Here is a 25,866-nt window from a genome sequence, read left to right as displayed (position 1 = left end):
ATGCGATTAACAATCGGTTAGTCCGACTCGGGTATTCCAAGTCTCGAACCGCAACAGCGAGGCCCCTATGACGGACGCCACTGCAGAGGCCGAAGAGCCACCAAAAAAAAAGTCCAAGCTGATGCTCCTGATCGGTCTGGTACTCATGCTGTTGCTGGGCGGCGGGGGGTTCTACACGGTCTATTCGGGGCTGATTCTTGCGCCTCCGGACACGGCGCACGGCGCCGCCGGACCGGAGGCGCACACGCCCGAGGCGCTTCCCGATATCGCCTATGTCGCACTCGAACCGCTCGCGATCACGCTGAGCGGGGCATCCGCGCGCCACCTGCGGTTCGCGGCCGAGCTTGAGGTGCCCAGCGCCTATCAGCACGACGTGGAGCTTTTGAAGCCGCGCGTGATGGACGTGCTGAACGGGTATTTGCGCGCGGTCGATGTCAGCCTTCTGGAGGATCCAAGCGCGATGATTCGCCTGCGCGCGCAGATGTTGCGGCGGGTGCAACTGGTCACCGGAGACGGGCGCGTGCGCGACCTTCTGGTCATCGAATTCGTGCTGAACTGAAGGAGAGAGCGATGCAATTCCTTGCCGAAACCATATCCGGACTCGCGGCCTTGGCGGCGGCGATTTATTGCTTCGTGCTCGCGCGCAGGCTCAAGCGGTTCAATCAGCTGGAGACCGGGATGGGCGGGGCGATCGCCGTGCTGTCCGCACAGGTCGATGACATGACGCGCGCGCTCGAGCGGGCGCAGGCGACCACGGGCACCTCCGAGCGGCAATTGCGTGCCCTGACGGAACGCGCGGAAGCAGGTGCAGAGAAGCTCGAACTGCTTCTGGCCTCGCTGCACGATCTGCCCGATGACGGTGAACCGCGCCGCCGTGTGCTGCGCCGACGGCACCGGGAAACGGATATGGAGGCGGCGCAATGAGCCGTCTGCCCAAGCGCAAACCTGGCCGTCGAAAATCCCGCCCGGGCCGCGGTGCGCTCTGGATCATCGCCGCGCTTTTCGTCCTGTCCGGCGGATTGCAGCTTGCTCAATTTGGAGCCTGGGCGCGCGAGGCGACCGGCCCCGCGCATGAGACCGAAGCGGCGAAACCGGAAGACGATTGCATCGACGACGCGGGGTTCATGGCAATGCTTGCAGATCTCAAGGTGCGAGAGGAGAAACTCGTCGAACAGGAGGGGTTGCTCAGCGACCGCCGCAATGCGCTCGCTCTCGCGGAAACCCGGTTGGAAGCGCGTCTGAATGATCTCGTCGCGGCGGAAGAGGCGCTGTCCAAGACCGTGGCCGTGGCAGATGGCGCGGCCGAGAAAGATGTCGGAAAGCTCGTCGCCCTTTACGAGAACATGAAGCCGAAACAGGCCGCCCCGCTTTTCGCCGAAATGGACCCGAATTTCGCCGCAGGTTTTCTCGCACGGATGCGTCCCGCTGCTGCAGCCGCGGTTATGGAAAGCCTCGAGCCGAAAACGGCCTACGCGATCAGCGTCCTGATGGCGGGTCGCAACGCAGGCGCGCCCCGCGACTGAGGCAGACGTTAAGGGTCTTGGGCATTTCTTAAACCGAATCATTTAAAGTCGCCCAAGAGAAACGGAAGGGGCTTTCCATGATCGGCATCATCGGCATCGTGATCATCTTCGCGATGGTTTTCGGCGGCTATGTCGCGGCGGGCGGGAAGATGGGGATCATCCTGAAATCCCTGCCCTTCGAGATGATCATGATCGGCGGCGCCGCCGTCGGCGCCTTCGTTCTGTCGAACGACATGGCCTCGATCAAGCACACGCTGAGGGATGTCGGAAAGGTTTTCAAAGGACCGAAATGGAAGCCCGACGACTACCGCGATCTTCTTTGCCTGTTGTTCGAACTGATCCGGCTTGCCCGTCAGAACCCCGTCGCGATCGAAGAGCATATCGAAGACCCGGAGAGTTCTTCGATTTTCGGGAAGTATCCGAAAATCCTGCACGATCACGAGGCGATCGACATCATCTGCGATACGATGCGATCGGCCTCGATGAATTACGACGACCCCATGCAAGTGGAAGAGGTGCTCGATAAGCAGCTCGAGGCGAATTACCACCACGCCATGCATTCGAGCCACGCGATGCAGTCCGTTGCCGACGCGATGCCCGCGCTCGGGATCGTCGCGGCGGTGCTCGGGGTCATCAAGACCATGGGGTCGATCGACCAGCCCCCCGAAATTCTCGGCAAGATGATCGGGGGCGCGCTTGTCGGGACCTTTCTCGGCGTGTTCCTCGCCTACGGGTTCATCGCCCCCTTTGCGAGCCGGATGAAGGGGGTGATCGACGAAGACAGCCACTTCTACAAACTGATCCGCGAGGTGTTGATCGCCAACCTGCACAATCACGCAACCAATATCTGCATCGAAGTCGGTCGCCAGAACACGCCCCACCACATTCGCCCAAGCTTCTCCGACCTCGAGGAGGCCTTGAAGTCGGTGAAATCGGAGGCGGCATGAGGTTCTGGATCGCGCTTCTTTTGCTGCTGCCCTTCACTCCGGCTTATGCCACGCCAATTCCGGTTAAATCGGGCGAGCATGACGGCTTTTCCCGCCTCGTGGTCTATCTACCCGCATCGGCCAGTCGGGCTCTTGCTCCCGTAGATGGAGGTTTTCGCCTCGCGACCGACGCACCAGATCCGCAATATGCGCTTAAGAACGTGTTCGAGTTGATCCCGCGTGACAGGTTGAAAGCGCTCATGGCTGAGCCCGATGGCACGCTGATTCTGAAACTCGCACCCGGAATCGTTCCCGAAACCTTTACTCTCGAAAGCGGTGCATTCGTCATCGACCTCAAGGATGCCCCCCCAGCTCAAGCCGCGCTGGCGTCAGCTGCGGCTGTGCGCGATCGGGCCAAATCTTCGCCAACGAATGCGCCGCGGCCATCCTCCCCGCCCCGGCTTAGAACCGTTCAGCCCGTCGCGATTGGACGGGACTATCTCGACCTCTTCTGGCAGCCGCCGCATATGCGCGAAACCACCGCTGCGCCGGTGACGATTTTGGATAGCGCGCCTAAACCGCAAATCCCGCCGAAACCGGATCCGCGACTTGATGGCATTGAAGAGAGCCTCTTACGCCAGATTTCGCGGGCGGCATCGCAGGGGCTCGTCTCGGCTCAGGTGAAGCCTTCGAAGTCCCAGCCCTCTAGGAGCGGGCAACAAGTAAACTCTCCGGCAAGCGAGACGCCCACGGAGAGCGCCGACGATCCGATGGGTCCACCCGCGCCGACACTGCCGCCGCATCTCGCCGTCGATTCGATGACCGTGATCGATCGAGATCATCTCGTCACGCCACCCCAGACGCAACTGGAGGTATCCGAATGCCCTCCCGATCGATATTTCGACCTCGCGAGCTGGATCGACGAGCGCCCGGCCTTCGCGCAGATCAGCGATGCACGCCGTGATCTTTTGGGTGAATTCGACGTCCCCAACCCGCGTAAGGTGATGGCTTTGGCAAGGCTATACATCGCCTTCGGCTTCGGGACGGAGTCCCGCGCGCTTTTGCGCGACATGGGCAACGATGGTCCTAGCAAAGATGCTCTGCTCTTTGTCGGATCGGTTCTCGATCAGGACCCTGCCGCCGCCGCATCGCCGCTCGCGCGGCTCACAGATTGCGATGGTGCGGTCGCGCTATGGGCTTTCCTTGCATCAGACCCGCCGCCCGAAAAACGAGATGTCGAATTCGCCGCGCTCCGCCGAAATTTCGAAGCACTTCCGGCGGATCTGCGACGGTCTCTGGCACCAAACCTTGTGGCTCGGCTCACGCAGATTGGGGCAGCGGATGTGGCGAGGTCTCTCGAACCTGCGGTCAGCCGAATAACCACGGAGGATCGAACTGCGCTTGATACAGTGGAGGCGGAAATCCAAGCGCAAGATGCGGATCCACAAGCTTTGGGTAACCTTGAGGCGCTTTCGAAGACGAATTCAGAGCAGGGGTTGCGCGCGTTGATCCTATGGCTCAACGGCCAGATCGATGCGGGCGGAGAGGTCGATCCGGCAGCTCTCGCCAATGCAGAGGCGCTCGCCTTCGAACTCGCCAAAGCGCCGGAGGCACCGGAGTTGCGGCGCATCGCTGCGATCGGACACGCCGCGAATTCCGAATTCCCTAAAGCCTTTGAGATTTATGCCGATGCGGCCACGATCGCGGACCCGAACGGCACGCTCGCGGCAATATTCACACGGTTGGTTGGTCAAGCCAGCGACGCGGTTTTCCTTCGCACCCTCTACGACGAATTGCCACTTGCCGAGGAAGTCGCACAGATACCGGACCTGCGACAAGAATTGGCCGAACGCGCAATCTCTCTGGGAATGCCGGCAGTCGCCGTGCGCCTCCTCGGCAAGGCCGCGCCATTGACGGAGCAGGACAAAACGCTGCTCGCTCGGGCAGCGCTTCTTGAACTGGACCCTGCAGCTGCCCTCGCCCATCTGAAAGACCTCGGCGGCCAGCAAGTCGAGCAACTCCGGGCGGAGGCTTTATCCCGGCTTGGTCGACACGACGACGCGCGCGCCGCCTACCTTCGCGCGGGCAATCCAGAAGATGCGCGCGCACAAACCTGGCATAAGGGCGACTGGTCAAACCTGGAGACTTCACCCGATGCGGTGGAGAAGCAGTTTTTGGAAACCTTCGGTGCGGCGCCTTCGCCTGGGGCGGAGGTCCAAGGCGGCCCGATCACTCAGGCGCGCAGCCTCTTGGAGCGAAGCCAAGCCGAGCGGGAAACGCTGTCGAAAATGCTCGACCGTCTTGCCCTGCCGACCGCACAGGAATGACGCGCACAAACGGCGCAAACGGTTTCTAAATCTTTGGCTGCTAGGTCTGGGTTTGCAAGAATTGCACTGCAAAGGGAAAATCCCATGCCTTGGTTTCGGCGGGCTCTCTATGTCCTCTGTCTAACCCTCGTTCCGCTATCCGCGGCGGGGCAACCCCAGCTATGCGAGGCCGCCGCGAAGCAAGCCTCGCGCGAAAGCGGTGTTCCTTATGCGGTGCTCATGGCGATCTCGCTAAATGAGACCGGACGAAAAGGCGCGGGTGGCTTCGAGCCGTGGCCGTGGACCGTGAATATGGAAGGCGCTGGGCATTGGTTCGACCGCCGGGATTTGGCGCTGGCTTACGTTTTCAAGGAATTCAAACGCGGCGCGCGAAGCTTCGACGTCGGCTGTTTCCAGATCAATTTCAAATGGCACGGGCAGCATTTCTCATCGATCGAAGACATGTTCGACCCGTTGGAAAACGCTCGATACGCGGCACAATTTCTGAAATCGCTCTATGCAGAAAGCGGTGACTGGAAGAAAGCGGCGGGCGCCTATCACTCGCGCACGCCCGAGCATGCGAACAGCTATTCGACACGCTTTGCCCGCTTTTTCGCGAAACTCGAAGGCAGGAGCGGCCCGAAAGACGTGATGACCACTTCCGCCGCCGCGGCCAGTCCATTGCCTGATATTCCCGACATTGTGCTGGCACAAAGCGCGTCCCAAAGACAACGCGGAGGGAACGGCTACCCGCTTCTGCTCAGGTCGAAAGACGCAGAGCCGCCCCGACCGGGCGGTGCCCCGGGCGCCTCCCTGTTCGCGCGTGCCGCGCGGAAAGCGCGAGGGATGTGATGGCGACCCCGCTCGTGCAACGCGCGTTTCAGCCAACGATCCTGCTGGCGCTCGCGCTGATGGCGGTCATCGCGATGATGATCCTGCCGGTGCCCTCCTGGATTCTCGACATCGGTCTCGCCACCTCTTTCGCCCTCGCGATCCTGATCTTCACGGTCACCCTGTTCATCGAACGTCCGCTCGATTTCTCCGCCTTTCCCACCATTCTCCTTGCGACGCTCATGCTGCGGCTGTCGCTCAACGTCACCTCGACGAAACTCATCATCGGAAACGGACACACTGGCACGGGTGCGGCGGGCGGCGTTATCGAAGGGTTCGCGAATTTCATCATGAGCGGCTCGGTCCTGATCGGGCTGGTCGTGTTCTGCGTGATCCTAATCGTGAATTTCATCGTGATCACCAAAGGTGCGGGGCGCATGGCCGAGGTCGGCGCGCGCTTCGCGCTCGACGCGATGCCGGGTAAGCAGCTTGCGATCGACAGCGACATGAACGCGGGCGCGATCAACCATGCCGAAGCGCGAGAGCGGCGCGAACGCGAGCAGGCGGAAACCACCTTTTTCGGCTCGCTCGACGGGGCATCCAAATTCGTCAAAGGGGACGCAGTTGCCGGGCTGTTAATCACGATGCTCAACCTCGTCGTCGGGTTGCTTATCGGCACCGTCGTGCATGGAATGCCGCTCGATCGCGCGCTTGAGACCTATGCGATCCTCACGGTCGGCGACGGCCTCGTCAGCCAGATACCGGCGGTCATCATCTCGATCGCAGCGGCCATTTTGCTATCGCGCGGCGGGGCGAAAGGCTCCACTGATCTGGAATTGTTCCGCCAACTTGGTAAATACCCGGCCGCCCTGACCACCGTTGCGGTCTTGATGGCGCTTTTCGGTCTCGTGCCGGGCCTCCCCTTCGTGCCTTTCACCGCGGGGGCCGTCATCCTCGGCACGGCAGCCTATATGCTGCGGCGCGCCGAACGGGCGCGTGCACGGCGCGAGGCGATGAAAATGCCTGCGCCAGAGACCGGGCCGAAGCAGAAATCCATGGGTGACGTGCTCGACATCGACGATATCCATGTCGAATTCGCCCCGGATCTGGTCAAGATGGCGCTCGATCCGGCGACGGGTCTGGACGCGCGCATCTCCAACATGCGCAATCACGTCGCGGCGAATTTCGGATTGATCCTCCCTGAAATTCGGCTGACCGACGACGCCACTTTGCCGCCCGGTCATTACCGCATCCGCGTTCAGGGGGTGGAGCAGGCGCGCGATCGGCTGATGCCGGAGCATGTTCTTGCGCTGATCGCGGACAATCGCGATTTTCTGCCTGACGGCGAGGAGGTCCGCGAACCGGTGTTCCACGCGCCCGCGCTTTGGGTGCCCGCCCATCAGCAGGAAGACGCGGCGCTTGCCGGCTCAACCGTGGTCGGGCCGACGGAGGTGCTCGCGACGCATCTTCTCGAAGTGATCAAGGCGAATTTCTCGCGGCTGATGACGTTGCGGGCGCTGCGTCGGCTGCTCGACGAAGTCGCGAACCTCTCCGATCCGACGCGCGCACAAGCCAATCGACGCGTTCTCGACGAGCTCATTCCCGACAAGGTGCCGGTCGATCTGCTGCTTTCGGTGTTAAGGCTACTGCTCGATGAACGAGTCTCGATCCGCAACCTTCTGCTGATCGTCGAGGCAATCTCGGAGGCGCGCCACCTGCAAAGCCCCGAGCCGATCTGCGAACATGTGCGGCAGCGCCTCGGCTTCCAGCTCGTTGCCGATCTGCGTCGCGAGGACGGCACGATCCCCCTGATTCAGCTGGCGCCCGATTGGGAGGAACGCTTCGGAAAATACACGATCGGGGGCGAGGCGGGCAGTGATGTCGCCTTGCCACCTGACCTGTTCAACAAGCTGGCGGCGAATATCGCCGAGAAACTCGCCGGGGCGGCTCAGGCGGGGACCTTCCCGGCACTGGTCACTTCAGGGCGCAGGCGGCGGTTCTTGCGCACGGTCATCAACGCCAAAGGGCTGAACGCGCCGGTCCTGAGCTACGAAGAAATCGGCCTGGAGGCGCGGCCCGCGATGGTCGGACAGGTCCCCGCATGAGCCCGTCGCTTCTCGATCTGCTCAGCGAGATCCTGCAACAAGCACGAAGCTTTTTGTTCATGGGTTTCATTGTCTTGCTGCGGGTGGGCGGGATTGTCGCCATGGCCCCGGGCTTTGGCGAGACGAGCCTGCCGGCGCGGATCAAGACGGGGGTCGCCCTCGCGATAACCCTGGTGACGGTTCCGGCCCTCGCACCGACGCTCGCCAGTTTCGACCAGGGGACGGCTTTGCCGCTGTGGCTGGCCTCGGAAATCGCGATCGGCCTCTTTCTTGGCTTCGGATTGCGCGCCTTTGTCTTCGCTCTGCAAATCGCAGGCACAATGGCGGCGCAGTCGAGTTCTCTCTCGCAGCTGCTCGGCGGAATGGGCGGAGAGCCGCAACCCGCGATCGGGAACCTGCTGCTGATCGCAGGGATCGCGGTGCTGATGAGCCTCGGGTTTCACGTCCAGCTCATCGAGTTTCTGATCGGAACCTATCAGGTGTTACCGGTGGGCGAATGGCCCGATCCGGATGCGCTGCGGCGCTGGGGCGTCTCGGGTGTCGCGCATGCGTTTTCGCTCGCCTTCAAGCTCGCCGCCCCCTTCGCGGTCACCGGGCTGATCTACAACGTCGCGCTTGGTGCGATTAACCGAGCCATGCCGCAGCTGATGGTGGCGTTCGTCGGCGCCCCGGCACTCACGGCAGGCGGCCTGATCCTGCTTGCCCTCTGCGCGCCCACTGCCATCGCGATCTGGCGCGAAGCGGTCATGGCCTTCCTCGGCAACCCGTTCGGAGCCGTGCAATGAGCGAAGACGAAGCCGGCGAAAAGGAATTCGACCCGACACCGCATAAGCTGGACGCGGCACGGCGCAAGGGCGATCTGGTGCGCTCGACCGAGATTTCCGTGGCCGCCGTCTATGGCAGCTTTCTTGCGACGCTGCTCGGCCTTGGCATCTACAGCGTGACGCGGTTCGGCAGTGGCGCGATGGCGATGCTGGATCGCGCCGATGAGATGGCCGCGCAGTTTCTTGGTGGCGGCACGGCCTTGGGCGGGCGGATCATCGGCACGCTGCTCCTGCCGCTCGCGCCGTTTTTCGTGGTGCCGATGATCGCCGCGCTCGTCGCCTACTGGGCACAGCGCGCGATCGTGGTCGCGCCCGACAAGATCCAGCCAAAGCTCAGCCGGATCAATCCGTTGAAAAATGCTGCGCAGAAATTCGGACGCAGCGGGCTGTTCGAATTCGCCAAGAGCGCGACGAAACTCGCCGTGATCGCGACGATTCTTTTCATTTACCTCAGGGCGCGCGCCGATCTGATTTTGCTCACGCAGCGTCTCGAACCGGTGCAGATCGTGGGTCTGCTGTTTCGGATGATCGCCGAGTTTCTGATGATCGTCACCGCCCTCGCCGCCACGATGGGCGCGCTCGACTATCTTTGGCAGCGGTCCGAATTCCTACGCCGCAACCGGATGACGCGCAAGGAATTGACCGACGAAATGAAGCAATCCGAAGGCGATCCTCATCTGAAGGCACAGCGACGTCAGAAGGGGATGGAGCTTGCGATGCGGCAATCGGTTCCCGACACCGCCAAGGCCGATGTCGTGATCGTCAACCCAACCCATTACGCGGTGGCGCTGAAATGGGATCGCGCCTCGGGGCGTGCGCCGGTCTGCATGTCGAAAGGGGTCGATGCGATCGCGGCGCGGATCCGCGAGATCGCGGCGGAGAACGCGGTGCCCGTGCATTCGGACCCGCCGACCGCGCGGGCGCTGTTCGCAGCGATCGAGATCGGCGAGGAAATCCGGCCGGAGCATTACAAACCCGTCGCCGCCGCGATCCGCTTTGCGGAGAAGATGCGCAAGGCGGCACGCGGAGGTGCGGCATGGCGCAAATGAGCAAATTGCAGGTAAAGCGGCTGGCGGCACTCGCCCGATTGACCCGTATGCAGCGGGAGGCGGAGCTTGCAGCGCTCGCACGGCTGAACGCCCGGGCGCGCGCGCTCGATGCGCGAATTGCCAGCTTCCAAACGGAGGAGCGGTCGACCCGGGAGACGCTCGCGCAGGAACCAGCCTCCGGGCAGAACACCCTCGCCTATCTGCGCTACCTGTCGCTGGAAGACACGCGGCTCCGCACCGCGCGGAAAGATCTCGACCCCGCGCTTGCTGCGCAGCATGGCGCAACCGCGCGCGCGGTCGGCCGCCATGACGTTGTCACGAAACTTGGTCACCCGAAACGAGGCGCGCCGCGCTGAGGCACGGGATCTCTCGTCTCTCACAGATATCGCGGATCGGACCTAGCTGTCCTGACGCACGATATCGGAGACTAGAACCGCAAGGACACCGGGACCTAGAATGCTACGCGCGGTCTCGGTCAGGGCACGACGCAGGCGCGACATGTTCGCGGAATCCGTGAACAAGCCCTGAAATCCGCCCGTATTCGCGTGATCGAACAGCACCTGCAGGAAGGCGTCGCGCAGTTTCGGCTCGGCGCGATAGACGGCCTCGGTCTCACCGACCTTCACCTCGAGACTGAGCGACAGGATCACCATGCCGGAGATTCGCGACTCGGTGACCAGCGGCACGATGAACTGGTTGTTGAGCTTGACGAATTCGGAGGTGACATCGCCCTCGCCCCCATGATCGGCGGCGGCCGGGGCCCCATGAGCCTCTGGTGCGGCGCCGTGATCTCCTTCCGCTGCCCCCTCCGCAGCGGCCGGGTCGGTGGGATGTTCTGCGGGCGGAGGGGCTGGGCGCAGGTAATACCCTGCCGCGCCGCCACCGGCGAGGCCGATCAGACCGAGGAGAAGCGGGAGGAGTTTACCAAGCATTACGGAACCTCAGAAGGGCAGGAGAATATCGGCGATCTGCTGGCCGTAGCGCGGCTGCTGCACATCGGTGATCTGCCCGCGCCCGCCATAGGAAATCCGCGCGCCAGCGATCTTGTCATAGGTGATCTCGTTCTGGCGGCTCACATCGGCGGGGCGCACGAAACCGGTGACGATCAGCTCGCGCACCTCGAAATTCACCCGCACCTCCTGGCTGCCCTGAATACGCAACACGCCATTCGGGAGCGTCTCGATGATCGTTGCGGCCACGCGCAGGGTCAGTTTCTCGTTGCGCGATACCTGCCCGTCGCCGGAATAGGTCGAATTCGAATTGGTCGAGACGGCGTCGGCCATGCTCGCCCCGTCTGGCAGACGCCTGTCGATGCGCTGGGGAATGCCGAGCATGGAGGTCACCCCCATCGTATCCGATCCGCTGCGCGAGCGGCCCGTCGAATTCGAGATCTCGGCCTTATCGTTAATCTCAATCACGACGGTGAGGATATCGCCCCGCTTGGCGGCGCGTGGGTCGCCCAACAGCGAGTTGAGCGCACCTGACCAAAGAGAGGCTTCTTGTTCGGGGCTGCGCGCCTCCGTCGTGACGGGCAGTGGTGAGGAGGCCATGGCGTAGAACTCGTTCCCGCCTTCCATCGGCGTGAATCCGGGCGCCTTACCGACCTGCTCGAGCCGCCCGCAGGCGATGAGCGTGATCGACAAAAGCAACAGGGCAGGAGATTTCATCGCGAATTCCTCATGGGGCAACATGGGCAGTTCCGTCAGCGCCAAGCGTCGCGGAGACCACGGTTTTCGAAGCGGCGTTCATCACGCGGATCGTCTCTCCGATGCCAGCGCGATCGAGCGCGCGGCCTTCGGTTCGGATCTCCAACGAGCCGCGGCGGAACAGGAGCGGGATGATCTGATTGCGCTCGACAATGGCGGGCTGCCCCAGATCGCGGGCTCGGATCGGGCGACCGGCATAAATCACCCCGCGCGTCTCGAGGCCGATCGCCTCCTCCGGCCCGGTCAACGCCCCGACCACCTCGCCCGGTTGCAGCCCGACATCTGCGGGGGCGACGATTGTCCGGGCGCGCATAGTGTGCAGCGCGACGAGCGTGTCCGCCAAGACCTTGCCCGGCAGAAGACCGGATACCGCAATCAGGATCGCCCACCTCAGCATCACCGCACCTGCGTCGTCGCGCCAAGCATCTGATCGGCGGCGGAAATGACCTTCGCGTTCAACTCGTAGCCGCGCTGCGCCTTGATCAGCTCTGTGATCTCGCGCACCGGATCGACCGAGCTTTCCTCCAGATACCCCTGCCGCAGCGTGCCCAACTCATCCGCGCCGGGCGTATTCACATTGGGCGGCCCCGAGGCCCCGGTTTCGAGAAACAGGTTCGAGCCAATCGCCTCCAGCCCCTTTTGGTTTGAGAAATTCGCCAAGGTGAACTGCCCCAGAAGCTGCGGCGCGACCTGATCGGCGAAATAGGCATAGACCTCGCCCTCCGCGTTGATCGCAACGGCGCGCGCGTCGTTCGGAATGGTGATCTCGGGCACGACCGGATAGCCGTCCGACGTCACGATCTGTCCGGTGCCGTTGCGCTTGAGCCCACCGTCGCGCGTGTAGGCGGAGATGCCAGAGGGCAGCGTCACCTCGAGATAGCCATTGCCGTCGATCGCGAGGTCCAGATCGCCGCCCGTCGCGCTGAGCGAGCCTTGCGCGATGTTGACCGTCACGGCGGTCGGGCGCACGCCGAGGCCTAGCTGTACCCCGGCGGGAATGGTCGTGCCATCGGTCGCGTTGATCGTGCCGGGGCGGGTCGTCTGCTGGTAATGCAGATCGGCGAACTCGGCGCGGCGCGCGTTATAGCCAGTGGTCGACATGTTCGCGAGGTTGTTGGAAATCACCTCGACGCGCGTCTGCTGCGCGCTCATGCCGGTGGCTGCGATCTGAAGAGCTCTCATGTCATGGGCCTCCTGTTAGCGGGCGAGCGTCTGGATGACGCCGCGGATTCGTTCGTCTTCGCGTTCGAGAAAGGCCTGGCCCATCTCGTAGGCGCGCTGGACCTCGATCATGCGCGCAATCTCGGTGATCGGATCGACGTTACTGTCTTCGAGATACCCCTGCATCAGAACCGCGCCCTCCACCGGTTCGGCCCCGGCCTCTGCGGTGAAGCGGGTGCCGCCGACATGGCGCAATTCATTGGGATCGGTGGGAAGGTAGACGCCGACCTGCGCGATCGGCTGGCCGTTGTCTGAGAGCGTGCCATCGGCGGCGAGCGCGACCGAAGTCGCCCCCGAGGGGATTGCGACCGGCGTACCGCCGGAATCGAGCAGCCGGAACCCGTCGGGCGTGAGCAACTCACCTTCAGCCGACGGGATAAAACTGCCAGCCCGCGTGAGCTGATTGCCCTGCGGGGTCTCGATCATGAAGAACCCCTCGCCCTCGATTGCGAAATCGAAGGTGCCGCCTGTCTGGGTCAGCCCGCCTTGGCTTCGATCGATAAGACGACCATGCGCCCGCGCCATCGACAGCGAGGGTTCGTTGCCCTGAAGCCCAGAGAGATATTCGGAGAAGATCACGCCCTCGCGCCGAAAGCCTGTGGTCGAGACATTCGCGATATTGTTCGCAACGGTCCGCATTTCGTGCATCAGGCCGGATTGCCGCGTGAGGGTGGTATAGATCGCGTTATCCATCTTAGCCCCCGGCGACGATCGGCAGGATGGTGCGGGTAAAGAACTCCACCAGCTTTTCCGACATGAAGCTCATCGACACCCAGAACACGACGAGCATCGCCCCCACTTTGGGCACAAAGGTCAGCGTCATTTCCTGCACCGAGGTCAGCGCCTGAAAGAGACCGATCGTGACCCCGGCGACCAGCGCGACCGACAGAAGCGGCGCCGCGATCAGCACGGCAATCCACAAGCCCTGCCGGAGCGTGTCGAAGAAAATCGCGTCCTGCATCAGACCGGCATCCTGAGAATTTCCTGATAGGCCTCGACGACCTTGTTGCGGACGGTCACCGCCGCCTCGATCGCGAGTTCCGTCTGGGCGAGCGCCTGCACCAGCGCATGCGGGTCGGCCTGCCCCGCCATCGCGGCTTTGGCAGTATCTTCGCCCGCCTTGACCGCATCGACGAAGGAAGTCGCCGCCTGTTCGAAAAGGGAGCCCGGCCCGGAACCGCCCGCTTCCGGCGGGACAGCAGCCCGGGCCTGGGCGTAGCTTTGCGTTGCAAGGGAGGTATTAAAATCCATTCTAGATCTCCTCGGTCCTTAGCGGCGAAGCAATTCGAGCAGGGAGGCCGACATTTGCCGGGCCTGATCGAACATGCGCAAATTCGCCTCGTAGCTGCGCTGCGCTTCGCGCGCGTCAGCGATTTCGACCACCAGATCGACATTCGAGCCGTCGTAGTAGCCGTTCTCGTCGGCCATCGGATGGCCAGGTTCGTAGATTTGGGTGAGTTCGGATCGGTCGAGCCGCACCGGGCCAAGGGTGACCTCTCCGGTCGGGGCGCCATCTGAGACGACCTTCTCGAAAGCCGCGATCTTGCGGTGATATCCGGGCGTATCGGCATTCGCGATGTTCTCGGAGCTGTGCCGAAGCCGCATCGCCTGCGCCTTCATGCCCGAGGCGGACAGCGCCATGGATTGGGTGAAATCGCTCATCTTCAGCCCCTCCCGAGCGAACTGCGCAGGATGTTGAGCGAGGAGCGGTAGATCGCGAGCGACAGATCATGCTCGCGTTTCACCTCGACCGAGCGGACCATCTCTTCTTCCAGCGAGACCGAATTGCCGTCGGGCGAAGTGACACCGGGGGAGGCGATCACCTCGGGCGCGGTGGTGATCGTTGCCGAGGCGTCGATGTGACCGGACCGCGTCGCCCTCAGAGCACCGCCACCCTCGCTGCGATAGAGGTCTTCGAAAGCCGGCAGGTCACGCGCCGCATAGCCGGGCGTGTCCGCGTTGGCGATATTCTCCGCAACCGCGTTCTGGCGGGCTGCGGCGTGGGTGGCCATCGCACTGGCCATTTTCATGATCTCAATCTTCTCGAACATCGGGGCTTCTCCTCCGAGCTATCAACCAAGCTTTAAGAGCGAATCGTTTAGAAAACGTTTCGAGAACATCGGAGGCCAGAATGGCATTTGCGGGATTCGACCTGTTGCGCGCCGAAATGCGCGGTATCGCCAGCGCCCATGCGGTCGGGCGCGTACGCGAGGTGCGGCGCGGGATGATCGAGGTCAGCGGTCTGGCCCGTTCGGCGGCCCTCGGCGACCGCGCGACGATTCGCTGTCAAAGCGGACGCGAGATCGGCGCAGAGGTGCTGTCGCTGACACGCGGGGCGGTCACGGTGCTGCCCGACGGCGCCGCCGATGGCGTGGCGATCGACGACGAGGTGGAGCTGCTCGGTCAGGGCGGGATCGCCCCGCATGACAGCTGGGTCGGGCGGATCATCGACCCGTTCGGAAAGCCGCTCGACGGTCGGCCACTAATCCATGGCGCGCGCGAGCGCGAATTGCGCGCAAGCCCGCCGCCGGCCGCCCAGCGCAAGCGGTTGGGCGGCCGGTTGGAGACGTCGCTTGCCGCCTTCGACACGATGCTGCCGCTGGTCCAAGGCCAACGGGTCGGCCTTTTCGCGGGCTCGGGCGTCGGGAAATCCTCGCTATTGGCGAGTTTCGCGCGCGGGGTCTCTGCCGATATCGTCGTCATTGCGCTGATCGGCGAACGCGGCCGGGAATTGCGGGAATTCGTCGAAAAGACCCTTGGCCCGGCGGGAATGGCCCGCGCGGTAATCGTCGCCGCAACCTCGGATCAGTCGCCGCTGGTGCGCCGTCGCTGCGCCTGGACTGCGATGGCCGTGGCCGAGCATTTCCGCGATGCGGGCCAGCATGTGCTGTTCCTCGCCGACTCGATCACGCGCTTTGCCGAAGCCCATCGTGAAGTCGCTTTGGCGGGGGGCGAGCCCGCCTCGCTGCGCGGCTATCCGCCCTCGACCTCTTACCAGATCATGGCCTTGGGAGAGCGCGCGGGCCCCGGCGCCGAAGGTCAGGGCGACATCACCGGCGTTTTCTCGGTTCTGGTGGCCGGTTCCGATATGGACGAGCCGATCGCCGATATCCTGCGCGGCGTGCTCGACGGGCATGTGGTGCTGGAGCGCGAGATCGCGGAGCGGGGGCGCTTCCCGGCGATCAATATGCTGCGTTCGGTCTCGCGCTCGCTGCCCGACGCGGCTGATCCCGAGGAAAACCGGCTTATCGGCAAGGCGCGCAGCCTGCTTGGCGCCTATGACCGGGCGGAAATGATGATTCAGGCGGGGCTCTATGCGGAAGGCTCGGACCCGCGCATCGACGCGGCGATCAAGGTCTGGCCCGAGCTGGATGCCTTCATTGCCGAACCCGCCCCCGACGGCATCGCGGGCAGTTTCGCGCGGCTGCGCACGATCCTCTCGCAGGTGCCGGGATAGAGCTTACATCAGGTCCCAAAGCAGCTTCGCGGCCAGCAGCGTCGAGGTCGTCACCAGCAGCGGTTTGATCAGCCGTGCGCCCACCCGCATCGCAAGCCGCGAGCCCAGCCGTGCCCCGGCGATCTGCGCCAGCCCCATCGCGATGCCGAGCACCCAGAGCGGCGAGCCGACCAGCAGGAACCCCGTCAGCCCCCCGATATTCGACGAGAAGTTCAGCAGTTTCGTATGCGCCGTCGCCTTCAGCACGCCGTAGCCTGCCAGCGTCACGAAACCGATCATGAAGAACGACCCCGTCCCCGGCCCGATCAGCCCGTCGTAAAAGCCGATCACTGGCACGAAGGCAGCGGTGAACAGGCCGGGTCGAATGCGCTGCACCCGATCCGTGTCGTCCAAACCGGGCCGCAAAGCGAAAAACGCAGCAATCGCGACGAGGATGAACGGCAGTGCGATCTCGATCTTGTCGGTCGGAATGCGCGACACGAGAAGCGCCCCGGCCAGCCCGCCAAGGAACCCGATCACCGCGGCCAGCAGCTGTTTTCGCAGCACGACATGGCCCGAGGCCGCGTAGGAAATCGCCGCGGTCGCTGCCCCGAACGTGCCCTGAATCTTGTTCGTCGCGAGCGACTGCACGGGCGGCACGCCCGCCAGCAAAAGCGCCGGCACCGTGATCAACCCGCCGCCGCCCGCGATGGAATCGACCACCCCTGCCGCGAAGGCCGCGCCGATCAGCATCACCACCAGATCGAGAGGAAGTTCAAACATTTGCACCCCGGTCAGAAGACAGCCGCCTCTTGTCCTGCCCGCGCCGCGAAAAGTAAAGCCGTTGCCTCACCGGGGCCGCAGCCGCTATCACCGAAGCGCAGCCTTGCGGAAGACCCAGATGACCCAATCGCCCCTTGCAGCCGCCCCGCTACTTGCGAGCCCCGCCCGGTGATCGCGCGCACGAACCGATATGCGCCGCTCGACGCGTTCGCGGCCCCCGCGAAACCCTATGCGCAGATCTGGCGCGGGATGCTGGGTCTGGGCGTGATCGTCGCCTTCTACCTGCTCAGCGGCTGGGCGATGATCCTGTTCTTCTCTTCGATGCTCGACGATTTCTCGATGCTTCGGCTGTTTCAGGAAATCGCCCATGGCTCGACGCCGCGTGGCCTCGCCATCCTGCTGGCAAGCTTCGCGCCGCTTCTGATCGCGACTTTCGTCGTCAGCCGCCACCTGCATCACCGAGCGCCCGCAACGCTGTTCGGACGGCGGAGCTTCGCCACCTTCACGAAGGTGCTGCCGGTTCTGCTGCTCTTCGCTCTTTTCTCCTTCGGGCTGACCCAGCTCAGCGAGTCCACGGCACGCTCCAACCCGCTGCTGCATGTGCTGAGCTGGGCGCCGATCGCGCTGCCGCTTCTGTTCGTTCAGATCGCGACCGAGGAGGTGCTGTTTCGCGGCTATCTCCTGCAGCAACTCGCGGCGCGCTGGCGCAGCCCCCTGATCTGGATGGTTCTGCCCTCGGCTCTGTTCGGCGCACTACATTATTCGCCCGGCGCCTATGGCAGCAACGCGCTCTGGCCCGCGCTCTGGGCTTTCGGCTTCGGCTGCCTCGCGAGCGACCTGACCGCGCGGACCGGCAATCTCGGCGCAGCCCTTGCGCTGCATTTCGCCAATAATTTCGGCTCGCTTTTCCTCGTCGGCTTTTACGGTCAACTCGACGGGCTGGCGCTCTACACGATCGTGATCAACACACGCGACCTGTGGGACCTCTTGCCGTGGCTTCTGCTGGACATGCTGCACCTGCTGATCGCGTGGTTGTTGATCCGCCTCACCCTCCGCGTCTGATTGCAATTCGTGCAGGGGCGGCGTATTTCAAGCCAAACCGACCCGCCCCAGCGAGAGGCTCATACGATGAACTGGATCACCAATTACGTCCGTCCTCGGATTAACTCGCTGTTTTCGCGCCGCGAAGTGCCCGAGAACCTTTGGACGAAATGTCCCGAATGCGGGACGATGCTGTTCCACCGGGAGCTGTCGGACAATCTGAACGTCTGCACCAATTGCGACCATCACCTCGCGATCACGCCCCGCGTGCGCTTCGAGGCGCTGTTCGACGGCGGCATCTTCTCCGAAGTGAAAGTGCCCGAACCGATCACCGATCCGCTGCATTTCAAGGACCAGAAACGCTATCCGGACCGGATGAAGGCGGCGCAGAAATCGACTGGTGAGAAAGAGGCGATGCTGGTGGCCGAGGGCGAGATCGGCCGCACGCCGATCGTCGCGGCCGCGCAGGACTTCACCTTCATGGGCGGTTCGATGGGCATGTATGTCGGCAACGCGATCATCGCGGCGGCCGAACGCGCAGTGAAGCTCAAACGCCCGCTGGTGCTGTTCTCGGCGGCTGGCGGCGCACGGATGCAGGAAGGTATCCTGTCGCTGATGCAGATGCCGCGCACCACCGTCGCCGTGCAGATGCTCAAGGAAGCGGGCCTTCCCTATATCGTCGTGCTGACCCATCCGACGACCGGCGGCGTGACCGCCTCCTACGCGATGCTGGGCGACGTGCATATCGCCGAACCCAACGCGCTGATCTGCTTCGCGGGCCCGCGCGTGATCGAACAGACGATCCGCGAGAAACTGCCCGAGGGTTTCCAGCGCGCCGAATACCTGCTCGATCACGGGATGCTCGACCGCGTGACGCATCGCATGAAGATGCGCGACGAGCTGATCACCATCCTGCGCATGCTGATGAACCTGCCGCCTGCGGTGAAGGGCGATCTGCCCGCGCCGGAGAAGACGCCCGAGGAAGCGGTCGCAGAGGCGGCTCCCGAGGCCGAGGCGAAGCCCAAGACCTGATCTTCGACTTGGCTGAAATATCCCGGGGGGCGGCATCAGCCGCGGGGGCAGCGCCCCCTCCCCGGTCCGCCATCTAAGGCCGGAGGGGCCAATGACGCAAAGCTCCGATGATATTCTCGACCGCCTGATGGCGCTGCATCCCAAGGTCATCGACCTGTCGCTCGACCGGATGGAGCGGCTGCTGGCCGATCTCGACCATCCCGAGCGCGACCTGCCGCCGGTGATCCATATCGCGGGCACCAATGGCAAGGGCTCGACTCAGGCGATGATCCGGGCCGGGCTGGAGGCTGCGGGCAAGCGCGTCCACGCCTATACCTCGCCGCATCTGGCACGCTTCCATGAACGTATCCGGATCGCCGGAGAGCTAATCTCCGAGACCGATCTGGCCGCGCTTCTCGATGAGGTCGAGGCGGCGAATGGCGGCAAGCCGATCACCTTCTTCGAGGTGACGACGGCGGCGGCGCTTCTGGCCTTCGCGCGGACCCCTGCGGATTACACGCTGCTGGAAGTGGGGCTTGGCGGGCGGCTCGACGCGACCAATGTTGTCGACACCCCCGCGCTGAGCATCATCACGCCGGTCTCGATCGACCATCAGCAATTCCTCGGCGAAACGCTGGCCGAGATCGCGGGCGAGAAGGCCGGGATCATCAAGCGCGGTGTGGCCTGCGTGGTCGGCCCCCAGCAGGAGGCCGCGCTCGACGTGATCGAGGCGCGGGCGGAAAAGCTGGGCGCGCCGCTTCTGGTGCATGGCCAGCATTGGCAGGTCTGGGAAGAGCGCGACCGGCTGATCTTCCAGGACGAGAACGGGCTTCTCGATCTGCCGCTGCCGAACCTGCCCGGCCCGCATCAGATCGCGAATGCCGGGGCGGCGCTCGCGGCGTTGCGGCATCTGGGCTTTGACGAGGCTGCCTGCGAGGCGGCGGTGACGAAGGCCGAATGGCCCGCGCGGATGCAACGGCTGCGTCACGGACCGCTGGTGGACGGTGCGCCCGAGGCCGAGGTGTGGCTCGATGGCGGGCATAACCCGGCGGCGGGCGACATGATCGCAAAGACGCTCGGCGCGCTTCCGAAACGCCCGACCCATCTGATCTGCGGCATGCTGAATACCAAGGACGTGACCGGCTATCTGCGCCCCCTGGCCCCCCACGCAGCGAGCCTTCTAGCCGTTTCCATCCCGGGCGAGGCGAACACCCTCCCAGCGGAAGACACCGCCGAAGCGGCGCGCGCGGTCGGCATGGAGGCCCGCCCGGCGGCCTCGGTCGGCTCGGCCATCGCGGGGATCGTCGCGATTCATCCCCATGCCCGCATCCTGATCTGCGGCTCGCTCTACCTCGCGGGCCGGGTGCTGCGCGAGAACGGCTGAGGCTGCGGCCTCGCACGGACTCTGTGCGAGGATACCGGTGGCTGACCTGCGCCTGCGCGCCTATCTTCGCGTGAACAGGAAAGGAGACCACCATGCAGCTTGAGCTTGGGATCGACACGTTCGGCGATGTGACGCGCGGGGAGGACGGCCTGCTGCGCAGCCATGCCGAGGTGATCCGCGACACGTTGGCCGAAGGCGAGCTCGCCGATCAGGTCGGGCTCGACTATATCGGTCTGGGCGAACATCACCGCCCGGATTTCGCGATCTCCTCGACCGAGCCGATCCTCTCGGCGATCCTTGCGCGCACCGAGAAGATCAAGGCGGGCACCTCGGTCACGGTGCTGTCCTCGGACGATCCGATCCGCGTGTTCCAGCGTTTCGCGACGCTGAACGCGCTCGCGCCGGGACGGGCCGAGATCACCATCGGGCGCGGCTCCTTCACCGAGAGCTTTCCGCTCTTCGGGCTCGACCTGAACGATTACGAGGCGCTGTTCACCGAGAAATCGCAGATCCTGCATCTGCTGGCGACGCAGGAGAAGGTCAGCTTCGATGCCCAGATGCGCCCGCCGCTTAAGAACGTCACCGTCTATCCGCGCCCCGAGGCGCCGCTGCAGATCTGGCGCGGGGTCGGCGGGTCGCCGCAATCGGTGGTCGAGACCGCCGCGATGCAGATGGATCTGATGCTGGCGATCATCGGCGGGGATTCGACCCGGTTCAAACCGCATGTCGATCTCTATCACCGCGCGCATGACCAGATGGGCACCAAGCCCGGCAAGATCGGCGTCCACTCTCCCGGCCATATCGCCGAGACCGATGAGATCGCGCAGGAAGAGTTCTACGAAGGCTATGCGCGGATGCATGACATGATCGGGCGCTCGCGCGGTTGGCCGCCCTTCCGGCGCGAGGCCTATCTGTCGGAGATCGAGCATGGCTCGCTCTATGTCGGCAGCCCGGAAACCGTAGCGCGCAAGATCGCGCGGACGGTGACGGCCTTGGGCCTGTCGCGGTTCACGCTGAAATATAGCGGCGGGCCGCAGAACCCCGCGCATCTGCGCAAGACGATCGAGCTTTACGGCACCAAGGTCCGCCCGCTTCTGGCGGAGATGCTGGCTTAAGCCTCAGCCGCCCAGCCGTCTGCCTGCATCTCGCGCAGGCGGCTGGCGGTGCGCTCGAATTCGAACGTGCCTTCGCCTTCGACATAAAGCCGCTCGGGCTCGTCCGCGGCCGAACAGATCAGCCGGACCTTGCCCTCGTAGAGCGAGTCGATCAGCGTGACGAAGCGCTTCGCTTCGTTGAAGTTCGAGGCCGAGAGCAGCGGAATATCGTCGAGCAGCAGCACCTTCACCGCATCCGCGATGGCGAGGTAATCGGCCGGACCCAGCGGCTGCGCGCAGAGATCCCAGAAGCTCGCACGTCCGACCCCATTGTGGAAATGCGGGATTTCGACCGTGCGGCCTTTCACCGGAATATCGAGCTTGCCGTGATGATCGCCCCCGGTCAGCTCATCCCAAAGCGCATCCATCTTCGCGCGCGCCTCGCGGCCCGCAGGCGTGAAATAGACCTGTTGGCCTGCGAGACGGTTCTGCCGGTAATCGTTTTCGGAGGCCAGTTCGTAGATGTCGAGCTTCTCGCGGATCAGCCCGATGAAGGGCAGGAAAAGCTGGCGGTTGAGCCCGTTCTTGTAGAGGTCTTCGGGCACCCGGTTCGAGGTGGTGACGATGGTCACGCCGCGCTCGAACAGCGCCTCGAACAAACGGCCCACGATCATCGCGTCGGCAATATCCGTGATCTGCATCTCGTCGAAGCACAGCAGCCGCAGCGAGCCCGCCACCTCTTCGGCCACGGGGCGCATCGCATCCACCGTGTTGGCGCGGCGCGCATCGTCGAGCTTGCCTTGGACTTCCTGCATGAAAGCGTGGAAATGCACCCGGCGTTTCGGCACGTCGGTCTGGCCGAAGAACAGGTCCATCAGCATGGATTTCCCGCGCCCGACACCGCCCCAGATATAGAGGCCGCGCACGCCTTCGACCGGCTTGATCTTGCGCTTGAAGAGCCCGCGTTTCACCGGCTCGGGCGCAGGCGCCTCTTCCAGCGCGCGGCGCACGCGCTCCAGTTCGGGCAGAATGGCGCGTTGGGCGGGATCGGGGTTGAGGTCCCCGTTCTCCACCATGGACTCGTAAAACTCGGGCAGGCTGCGTTTCATGACGTTCCGATATAGCGCGCTCACGGGATTGAAAAGCCCCGTGGCTTGCGCGAGCATTCGATCCGGAGGAGGACCCCATGGCCAAGGAATTACCGCTGCTCGGCGCTGCGCTGAGCCTCGATATGCTCGCGCATCATCGCGACTGGATTCTGAACGACCAGCGCGATCTGGAATTGCAGAGCTTCTGCTGGCCGAACGCCACGGATGCGGATCTGCGCAAGATGGTCGCGCGGACGAAGGAATTGCTCGACGGCTATACCGGGCGGCTGGGGCTGCACGGGCCCTTCACCTCGTTCAGTATCGACTGCGCCGATTCCGAGATCATCGAGGTCATCCGCGCCCGGATGCTGCGGGTGCTGGAAATCACGGCGGAGCTGGGCGGAGATCAGATGGTGATCCACTCGCCCTATACGCTGTGGAAGGAAGCCGATCTGGAGCAGAACCCCGCGAACGCGTTCATTCAGGTCGAACGCGTGCGCTATGTCCTGACCCCGGTGATCGAACGCGCCGAGGAGCTGGGCGTGACGCTGGTCATCGAGAATTGCGAGGACATCACGCCGAACCTGCGTGTCGAACTGGCCGCGAAGATGAAGAGCAAAGCGGTGAAGGTCTCGCTCGATACGGGCCATGCACAGTTCATGCATCGCCGCTGCGGCGCGCCGCCGGTCGATGTGTTCGTCCATGCGGCAGGCGCGGCGCTGGAGCATGTCCACCTGCAGGATATCGACGGCTATGGCGACCGGCACTGGCACCCCGGCGAAGGCACGATCGCGTGGCACTCGGTCTTCAAGGCGCTTGGCAAGCTGCCGAAGATGCCGCGCCTGATTTTGGAAGTGAACGACGAGATTGGCGTGCGAAAAGGCGCGGAATATCTGGAGTCTCAGGGACTGGCGCGGTAACGGCTACGTGCGGCCCCGGCCCTCTCCTTGTGAAGCGTGGGGGCAAAGCGTAATCTCTGCGCCGCAGAAAAGCCGACAGGAGTTCTTATGGCCAAACCGACCCCGCAACGTCTTCACCTCGTCTTCGGCGGCGAGCTGGTGACCCCGAGCCGCACCGAATTCAAGAATGTCGACGATATCCATATCGTCGGGATGTATCCGAACTACGCCTCCGCCTATGCCGCGTGGAAGGCCGAGGCGCAGCGCACCGTCGACGACGCCCATACCCGTTACTTCATCGCGCACCTGCATCGCCTGCGCGACGAAGAGCTCGAAGTGTCGACCACCGAAGAGCTCGGCAACTAAGGCTGGCATGGCGCGCTCTCTTCCTCTCTGGCTCAGGCTGCAACTCTCTGCCTTGCGTCCTGCGGGACCCAAGGCGAAAGCCGCGGTCGAGGCCGGTCAGGGGGAGGAGCGCGCCGACGCCCCGCTGCTGTGGATCTGGGCTGCGGGGACATGCGCGGAGGCCGCCGGGCTGGTCGCGCGCAGGGTGGCCGCGCGGATGCCCGATATCCGCATCGCGATGACGGTGCGCGGCGCGGAAGACCCGCCCGACGGTCTGCCCGAAGAGGTCTATTTCCGGCCCACCCCCGAGGATCGTCCCGCGTCCGTCCGTCTGGTCTTGGATGCATGGCGCCCCGATCTCGTGCTCATCATGGACGACACGCTGCCCGCCGCCCTGATCGCGGAGACGCAGAAACGCGGCATTGCCAGCGTTCTGGCCGATGCGAAACTCGGCGGTGAGGATGGGCTGCGCCTCGATGACGTCTCGCTGACATTGCTGGGCCGGATCGACCGCATCTACCTGCGCGATGAGGCGAGCCTCGAACGGGTGGGCGACAAACTGAATGGGCCGGTCATCGTGGTCAATGACGGCGCGCTCGGCGAACCGCCGCAGCCGCTTTACGGCTCCGAAGCAGAGCGCACCTCGATGGCCGAGTCGATGGGCGCACGCCCGGTCTGGCTGGCCGCTGCCGTACCGGAGGCCGAGATCGGCCCGGTGACGGCGGCCCATCGCTACGCCCAGCGCCATGCGCATCGGCTGCTGCTTCTGCTTGCGCCGGATGACGAATCCCAAGGCGAGGCCCTTGCCGCGCAGCTGACCGCCGAGGGCTGGTCGGTCGCGCGCCGGTCGCTCGAGGGCGAACCGGAACTGACGACCGAGATTTTCATCGCCGACGACGCGATGGAATACGGGCTTTGGTACCGGCTGGCCGCGCTCAGCTATATGGGCGGCACCTTGTCGGGGACGGCGCGGGCTCCGCGTTCCCCGGTCGAGGCGGCGGCGCTTGGTTCGGCGATCCTGCACGGCCCGAAACTTGCGCCGTTCCGCGAAGATTACCTGCGGCTCGAGGCTGCGAAAGCCTGCCGGGGCGTCGTGGTTCCTGAGGATCTGCCCGAAGTGGTCGCGGACCTGATCGCGCCGGAACGCTCCGCGCAGCTGGCCCATAACGCCTGGGCGGTGACCTCGGGCGGCGCCGGCGCGGTGGAGACCATCGCCCGCGATCTGGCCGAGATCCTGTCGGGCACCCAGCCCGCACGGGTGGCGTGATGGGCGCGCCCGGCTTCTGGTTTAATGCCCCCGCCGCGCCGGGCCTTCGCGCGCGGCTTCTGTCGCCGCTCGGCGCGATTTACGCAGCGATGACGAAGCGGCGCGTGGCGCAGCCGGGGCTGCGGCTCGACGTGCCGGTGATCTCGGTCGGGAACATCAACGCGGGCGGGACCGGCAAGACGCCGACAGTGATCTGGCTGGTTCAACGGCTGGCCGCGCGCGGTGTGACCGCCCATGTGGTCACGCGCGGCTATGGCGGATCGCTCGAAGGGCCCGTGCAGGTCGATGAGCGCAACCACCGCGCCGAAGAGACCGGAGACGAGCCGCTTCTGCTCTCGGCCTTCGCGTCGGTCTGGGTCGCGCGCGACCGGGCCGCCGGGGCGCAGGCGGCGGTCGCGGCCGGAGCGCAAGTGATCGTTCTCGACGACGCCCATCAAAACCCCGCATTGCACAAAGATCTCTCGATCGTGGTGGTCGACGCGCATAAGGGCTTCGGCAACGGGCGCTGCCTGCCTGCCGGGCCGCTGCGCGAACCGATCGAGGCCGGAATGGCCCGCGCAGACTTTCTGCTGTCGATCGGGCCGGAAGCTGCACAGGTTGAATTCGCTAATTTCTGGAGTTCCAGAATTTCGAAGCCACATCTGACGGGACAGCTCGCCCCGCTGCAGACGGGTATGGATTGGGAGGGCCTTCCCGTCCTCGCCTTCGCAGGCATCGGCCATCCCGAGAAATTCTTCGCCACCCTGCGCAACCTCGGGGCAAACCTGCTGCGCGGCGAGGCGCTCGAAGATCACCAGCCTTTCACGACCCGCTTGTTGCAGCGCATCGAGGCGGAGGCCGACATGCTCGGTGCGCAAATGGTGACGACCGAGAAAGACGCGGTGCGTCTGCCGGAAAGCTTCCGCCCGAAGGTGCTCGCGCTGCCGGTGCGGCTCGAGATCGACGACCCCACAGCGCTCGACGCAGCGCTCGACCGGCTCGGGATATGAAAAAGGCCGGCCCCGCGGGACCGGCCTTCGTAACATCT

Annotated in this window: 30 protein-coding genes; 19 read left to right on the top strand and 11 right to left on the bottom strand. The window is 64.3% G+C overall.

The features are described from left to right. Positions 1-67 precede the first annotated feature (67 nt). From BMI89_RS09495 to BMI89_RS09450, 10 genes are all read left to right on the top strand, one after another. Positions 68-559, top strand: coding sequence for a flagellar basal body-associated FliL family protein (locus tag BMI89_RS09495; protein WP_078570732.1), 492 nt, complete (start codon positions 68-70; stop codon positions 557-559). An 11-nt stretch (positions 560-570) separates the two neighbouring features. After that, a complete protein-coding gene (locus BMI89_RS09490) occupies positions 571-924 on the top strand; it encodes a hypothetical protein (protein WP_078570731.1) in 354 nt (117 codons plus the stop codon). Continuing rightward, positions 921-1,523 carry a hypothetical protein gene (locus tag BMI89_RS09485; RefSeq protein WP_078570730.1) on the top strand — a complete coding sequence of 201 codons (603 nt, stop codon included), beginning with the start codon at positions 921-923 and terminating at the stop codon, positions 1,521-1,523. The genes BMI89_RS09490 and BMI89_RS09485 overlap by 4 nt, the downstream gene beginning before the upstream one ends. Before the next feature lie 77 nt (positions 1,524-1,600). After that, entirely contained in the window at positions 1,601-2,470 is an 870-nt protein-coding gene (motA, locus tag BMI89_RS09480) for a flagellar motor stator protein MotA (protein ID WP_078570729.1), read from the top strand. Further along, positions 2,467-4,776 carry a hypothetical protein gene (locus tag BMI89_RS09475; RefSeq protein ID WP_078570728.1) on the top strand — a complete coding sequence of 770 codons (2,310 nt, stop codon included), beginning with the start codon at positions 2,467-2,469 and terminating at the stop codon, positions 4,774-4,776. Before motA ends, BMI89_RS09475 begins: the two co-directional genes overlap by 4 nt. Positions 4,777-4,860: 84 nt before the next feature. Continuing rightward, positions 4,861-5,607: a transglycosylase SLT domain-containing protein gene (locus tag BMI89_RS09470; protein ID WP_078570727.1), complete on the top strand. Its 747-nt coding sequence runs from the start codon at positions 4,861-4,863 to the stop codon at positions 5,605-5,607. Further along, positions 5,607-7,691 carry a flagellar biosynthesis protein FlhA gene (gene flhA, locus BMI89_RS09465; protein WP_078570726.1) on the top strand — a complete coding sequence of 695 codons (2,085 nt, stop codon included), beginning with the start codon at positions 5,607-5,609 and terminating at the stop codon, positions 7,689-7,691. The genes BMI89_RS09470 and flhA overlap by 1 nt, the downstream gene beginning before the upstream one ends. Next, positions 7,688-8,476, top strand: coding sequence for a flagellar biosynthetic protein FliR (locus BMI89_RS09460; RefSeq protein WP_078570725.1), 789 nt, complete (start codon positions 7,688-7,690; stop codon positions 8,474-8,476). The genes flhA and BMI89_RS09460 overlap by 4 nt, the downstream gene beginning before the upstream one ends. Beyond that, entirely contained in the window at positions 8,473-9,564 is a 1,092-nt protein-coding gene (locus BMI89_RS09455) for a flagellar type III secretion system protein FlhB (RefSeq protein WP_078570724.1), read from the top strand. The genes BMI89_RS09460 and BMI89_RS09455 overlap by 4 nt, the downstream gene beginning before the upstream one ends. Continuing rightward, positions 9,552-9,920 (top strand): hypothetical protein, encoded by a 369-nt coding sequence (locus BMI89_RS09450; protein ID WP_078570723.1) that lies wholly within the window; start codon positions 9,552-9,554, stop codon positions 9,918-9,920. Before BMI89_RS09455 ends, BMI89_RS09450 begins: the two co-directional genes overlap by 13 nt. A gap of 42 nt (positions 9,921-9,962) precedes the next feature. Here BMI89_RS09450 and BMI89_RS09445 read toward each other — a convergent pair whose 3' ends face one another. The 9 genes from BMI89_RS09445 to BMI89_RS09405 are packed head-to-tail and all read right to left on the bottom strand — an operon-like array spanning position 9,963 to position 14,542. After that, positions 9,963-10,496 carry a flagellar basal body-associated FliL family protein gene (locus BMI89_RS09445; protein ID WP_078570722.1) on the bottom strand — a complete coding sequence of 178 codons (534 nt, stop codon included), beginning with the start codon at positions 10,494-10,496 and terminating at the stop codon, positions 9,963-9,965. 9 nt (positions 10,497-10,505) lie between these two features. Beyond that, positions 10,506-11,231, bottom strand: a complete 726-nt coding sequence (gene flgH / locus BMI89_RS09440; protein WP_078570840.1) for a flagellar basal body L-ring protein FlgH — start codon at positions 11,229-11,231, stop codon at positions 10,506-10,508. Between the two features lie 10 nt (positions 11,232-11,241). Beyond that, positions 11,242-11,667, bottom strand: coding sequence for a flagellar basal body P-ring formation chaperone FlgA (gene flgA / locus BMI89_RS09435; RefSeq protein ID WP_078550909.1), 426 nt, complete (start codon positions 11,665-11,667; stop codon positions 11,242-11,244). Beyond that, a complete protein-coding gene (flgG, locus tag BMI89_RS09430) occupies positions 11,667-12,452 on the bottom strand; it encodes a flagellar basal-body rod protein FlgG (protein ID WP_078570721.1) in 786 nt (261 codons plus the stop codon). The genes flgA and flgG overlap by 1 nt, the downstream gene beginning before the upstream one ends. Positions 12,453-12,467: 15 nt before the next feature. Further along, the gene (locus BMI89_RS09425; protein WP_078570720.1) at positions 12,468-13,184 is read right to left on the bottom strand and encodes a flagellar hook-basal body complex protein; all 717 of its coding nucleotides are present in this window, start codon (positions 13,182-13,184) and stop codon (positions 12,468-12,470) included. A gap of 1 nt (position 13,185) precedes the next feature. Further along, the gene (locus tag BMI89_RS09420; protein ID WP_078522260.1) at positions 13,186-13,452 is read right to left on the bottom strand and encodes a flagellar biosynthetic protein FliQ; all 267 of its coding nucleotides are present in this window, start codon (positions 13,450-13,452) and stop codon (positions 13,186-13,188) included. Beyond that, positions 13,452-13,742: a flagellar hook-basal body complex protein FliE gene (gene fliE, locus BMI89_RS09415; protein ID WP_078570719.1), complete on the bottom strand. Its 291-nt coding sequence runs from the start codon at positions 13,740-13,742 to the stop codon at positions 13,452-13,454. The genes BMI89_RS09420 and fliE overlap by 1 nt, the downstream gene beginning before the upstream one ends. A gap of 18 nt (positions 13,743-13,760) precedes the next feature. Next, complete coding sequence (gene flgC / locus BMI89_RS09410) at positions 13,761-14,153, bottom strand: flagellar basal body rod protein FlgC (protein ID WP_078570718.1); 393 nt, start codon at positions 14,151-14,153, stop codon at positions 13,761-13,763. 2 nt (positions 14,154-14,155) lie between these two features. Then, positions 14,156-14,542: a FlgB family protein gene (locus BMI89_RS09405; protein WP_078522259.1), complete on the bottom strand. Its 387-nt coding sequence runs from the start codon at positions 14,540-14,542 to the stop codon at positions 14,156-14,158. A gap of 80 nt (positions 14,543-14,622) precedes the next feature. On the opposite strand from BMI89_RS09405, the gene BMI89_RS09400 reads away from it, so the two are divergent. Further along, positions 14,623-15,948 carry a FliI/YscN family ATPase gene (locus BMI89_RS09400; RefSeq protein WP_078570717.1) on the top strand — a complete coding sequence of 442 codons (1,326 nt, stop codon included), beginning with the start codon at positions 14,623-14,625 and terminating at the stop codon, positions 15,946-15,948. Between the two features lie 3 nt (positions 15,949-15,951). Here the strand turns inward: BMI89_RS09400 and BMI89_RS09395 are convergent, their stop codons facing one another. Further along, positions 15,952-16,710: a TSUP family transporter gene (locus tag BMI89_RS09395; RefSeq protein ID WP_075775250.1), complete on the bottom strand. Its 759-nt coding sequence runs from the start codon at positions 16,708-16,710 to the stop codon at positions 15,952-15,954. A gap of 168 nt (positions 16,711-16,878) precedes the next feature. Here BMI89_RS09395 and BMI89_RS09390 point away from each other — a divergent pair, with 168 nt between their 5' ends. The 4 genes from BMI89_RS09390 (at position 16,879) to BMI89_RS09375 (ending at position 21,261) form a co-directional block, all read left to right on the top strand. Then, complete coding sequence (locus BMI89_RS09390; protein ID WP_078570716.1) at positions 16,879-17,772, top strand: type II CAAX endopeptidase family protein; 894 nt, start codon at positions 16,879-16,881, stop codon at positions 17,770-17,772. A 66-nt stretch (positions 17,773-17,838) separates the two neighbouring features. Next, positions 17,839-18,783: an acetyl-CoA carboxylase, carboxyltransferase subunit beta gene (accD, locus tag BMI89_RS09385; protein ID WP_078570715.1), complete on the top strand. Its 945-nt coding sequence runs from the start codon at positions 17,839-17,841 to the stop codon at positions 18,781-18,783. Between the two features lie 91 nt (positions 18,784-18,874). After that, positions 18,875-20,146 carry a folylpolyglutamate synthase/dihydrofolate synthase family protein gene (locus tag BMI89_RS09380; protein WP_078570714.1) on the top strand — a complete coding sequence of 424 codons (1,272 nt, stop codon included), beginning with the start codon at positions 18,875-18,877 and terminating at the stop codon, positions 20,144-20,146. A 92-nt stretch (positions 20,147-20,238) separates the two neighbouring features. After that, positions 20,239-21,261, top strand: a complete 1,023-nt coding sequence (locus BMI89_RS09375; protein WP_078522254.1) for an LLM class flavin-dependent oxidoreductase — start codon at positions 20,239-20,241, stop codon at positions 21,259-21,261. On the opposite strand, the gene zapE is transcribed toward BMI89_RS09375, so the two are convergent. Next, positions 21,258-22,349: a cell division protein ZapE gene (gene zapE / locus BMI89_RS09370; protein WP_078570839.1), complete on the bottom strand. Its 1,092-nt coding sequence runs from the start codon at positions 22,347-22,349 to the stop codon at positions 21,258-21,260. The two genes, BMI89_RS09375 and zapE, sit on opposite strands and share 4 nt — an antisense overlap. A gap of 77 nt (positions 22,350-22,426) precedes the next feature. Here zapE and BMI89_RS09365 point away from each other — a divergent pair, with 77 nt between their 5' ends. From BMI89_RS09365 to lpxK, 4 genes are all read left to right on the top strand, one after another. Continuing rightward, positions 22,427-23,248: a sugar phosphate isomerase/epimerase family protein gene (locus BMI89_RS09365; protein WP_078570713.1), complete on the top strand. Its 822-nt coding sequence runs from the start codon at positions 22,427-22,429 to the stop codon at positions 23,246-23,248. Between the two features lie 87 nt (positions 23,249-23,335). Beyond that, positions 23,336-23,593, top strand: coding sequence for a DUF4170 domain-containing protein (locus BMI89_RS09360; protein ID WP_078522252.1), 258 nt, complete (start codon positions 23,336-23,338; stop codon positions 23,591-23,593). Between the two features lie 7 nt (positions 23,594-23,600). After that, on the top strand, positions 23,601-24,839 hold the full coding sequence (locus tag BMI89_RS09355) for a glycosyltransferase N-terminal domain-containing protein (RefSeq protein ID WP_078570712.1): 1,239 nt from the start codon (positions 23,601-23,603) through the stop codon (positions 24,837-24,839). Next, the gene (lpxK, locus tag BMI89_RS09350) at positions 24,839-25,828 is read left to right on the top strand and encodes a tetraacyldisaccharide 4'-kinase (protein ID WP_078570711.1); all 990 of its coding nucleotides are present in this window, start codon (positions 24,839-24,841) and stop codon (positions 25,826-25,828) included. The genes BMI89_RS09355 and lpxK overlap by 1 nt, the downstream gene beginning before the upstream one ends. Positions 25,829-25,866 lie beyond the last annotated feature (38 nt).

This window comes from Thioclava sp. F36-7 (assembly GCF_002020075.1).
Taxonomy (GTDB): Bacteria; Pseudomonadota; Alphaproteobacteria; order Rhodobacterales; family Rhodobacteraceae; genus Thioclava; species Thioclava sediminum.
Note: the sequence above shows the minus strand (reverse complement) of the source record. Positions and strands in the feature narration are given on the sequence as shown.

What these genes read in the sequence shown, in the direction of transcription:
- BMI89_RS09455 (WP_078570724.1), top strand. Translation starts at nt 8,473, where the DNA reads ATGAGCGAAGACGAAGCCGGCGAAAAGGAATTCGACCCGACACCGCAT.
- BMI89_RS09490 (WP_078570731.1), top strand. Translation starts at nt 571, where the DNA reads ATGCAATTCCTTGCCGAAACCATATCCGGACTCGCGGCCTTGGCGGCG.
- flgG (WP_078570721.1), bottom strand. Translation starts at nt 12,452, where the DNA reads ATGAGAGCTCTTCAGATCGCAGCCACCGGCATGAGCGCGCAGCAGACG.
- BMI89_RS09365 (WP_078570713.1), top strand. Translation starts at nt 22,427, where the DNA reads ATGGCCAAGGAATTACCGCTGCTCGGCGCTGCGCTGAGCCTCGATATG.
- BMI89_RS09355 (WP_078570712.1), top strand. Translation starts at nt 23,601, where the DNA reads ATGGCGCGCTCTCTTCCTCTCTGGCTCAGGCTGCAACTCTCTGCCTTG.
- BMI89_RS09400 (WP_078570717.1), top strand. Translation starts at nt 14,623, where the DNA reads ATGGCATTTGCGGGATTCGACCTGTTGCGCGCCGAAATGCGCGGTATC.
- zapE (WP_078570839.1), bottom strand. Translation starts at nt 22,349, where the DNA reads ATGAAACGCAGCCTGCCCGAGTTTTACGAGTCCATGGTGGAGAACGGG.
- BMI89_RS09425 (WP_078570720.1), bottom strand. Translation starts at nt 13,184, where the DNA reads ATGGATAACGCGATCTATACCACCCTCACGCGGCAATCCGGCCTGATG.
- BMI89_RS09485 (WP_078570730.1), top strand. Translation starts at nt 921, where the DNA reads ATGAGCCGTCTGCCCAAGCGCAAACCTGGCCGTCGAAAATCCCGCCCG.
- BMI89_RS09470 (WP_078570727.1), top strand. Translation starts at nt 4,861, where the DNA reads ATGCCTTGGTTTCGGCGGGCTCTCTATGTCCTCTGTCTAACCCTCGTT.
- flgH (WP_078570840.1), bottom strand. Translation starts at nt 11,231, where the DNA reads ATGAAATCTCCTGCCCTGTTGCTTTTGTCGATCACGCTCATCGCCTGC.
- BMI89_RS09495 (WP_078570732.1), top strand. Translation starts at nt 68, where the DNA reads ATGACGGACGCCACTGCAGAGGCCGAAGAGCCACCAAAAAAAAAGTCC.
- BMI89_RS09475 (WP_078570728.1), top strand. Translation starts at nt 2,467, where the DNA reads ATGAGGTTCTGGATCGCGCTTCTTTTGCTGCTGCCCTTCACTCCGGCT.
- accD (WP_078570715.1), top strand. Translation starts at nt 17,839, where the DNA reads ATGAACTGGATCACCAATTACGTCCGTCCTCGGATTAACTCGCTGTTT.
- flgA (WP_078550909.1), bottom strand. Translation starts at nt 11,667, where the DNA reads ATGCTGAGGTGGGCGATCCTGATTGCGGTATCCGGTCTTCTGCCGGGC.
- lpxK (WP_078570711.1), top strand. Translation starts at nt 24,839, where the DNA reads ATGGGCGCGCCCGGCTTCTGGTTTAATGCCCCCGCCGCGCCGGGCCTT.
- BMI89_RS09420 (WP_078522260.1), bottom strand. Translation starts at nt 13,452, where the DNA reads ATGCAGGACGCGATTTTCTTCGACACGCTCCGGCAGGGCTTGTGGATT.
- flhA (WP_078570726.1), top strand. Translation starts at nt 5,607, where the DNA reads ATGGCGACCCCGCTCGTGCAACGCGCGTTTCAGCCAACGATCCTGCTG.
- motA (WP_078570729.1), top strand. Translation starts at nt 1,601, where the DNA reads ATGATCGGCATCATCGGCATCGTGATCATCTTCGCGATGGTTTTCGGC.
- flgC (WP_078570718.1), bottom strand. Translation starts at nt 14,153, where the DNA reads ATGAGCGATTTCACCCAATCCATGGCGCTGTCCGCCTCGGGCATGAAG.
- BMI89_RS09460 (WP_078570725.1), top strand. Translation starts at nt 7,688, where the DNA reads ATGAGCCCGTCGCTTCTCGATCTGCTCAGCGAGATCCTGCAACAAGCA.
- BMI89_RS09445 (WP_078570722.1), bottom strand. Translation starts at nt 10,496, where the DNA reads ATGCTTGGTAAACTCCTCCCGCTTCTCCTCGGTCTGATCGGCCTCGCC.
- BMI89_RS09395 (WP_075775250.1), bottom strand. Translation starts at nt 16,710, where the DNA reads ATGTTTGAACTTCCTCTCGATCTGGTGGTGATGCTGATCGGCGCGGCC.
- BMI89_RS09405 (WP_078522259.1), bottom strand. Translation starts at nt 14,542, where the DNA reads ATGTTCGAGAAGATTGAGATCATGAAAATGGCCAGTGCGATGGCCACC.
- BMI89_RS09360 (WP_078522252.1), top strand. Translation starts at nt 23,336, where the DNA reads ATGGCCAAACCGACCCCGCAACGTCTTCACCTCGTCTTCGGCGGCGAG.
- BMI89_RS09380 (WP_078570714.1), top strand. Translation starts at nt 18,875, where the DNA reads ATGACGCAAAGCTCCGATGATATTCTCGACCGCCTGATGGCGCTGCAT.
- fliE (WP_078570719.1), bottom strand. Translation starts at nt 13,742, where the DNA reads ATGGATTTTAATACCTCCCTTGCAACGCAAAGCTACGCCCAGGCCCGG.
- BMI89_RS09375 (WP_078522254.1), top strand. Translation starts at nt 20,239, where the DNA reads ATGCAGCTTGAGCTTGGGATCGACACGTTCGGCGATGTGACGCGCGGG.
- BMI89_RS09450 (WP_078570723.1), top strand. Translation starts at nt 9,552, where the DNA reads ATGGCGCAAATGAGCAAATTGCAGGTAAAGCGGCTGGCGGCACTCGCC.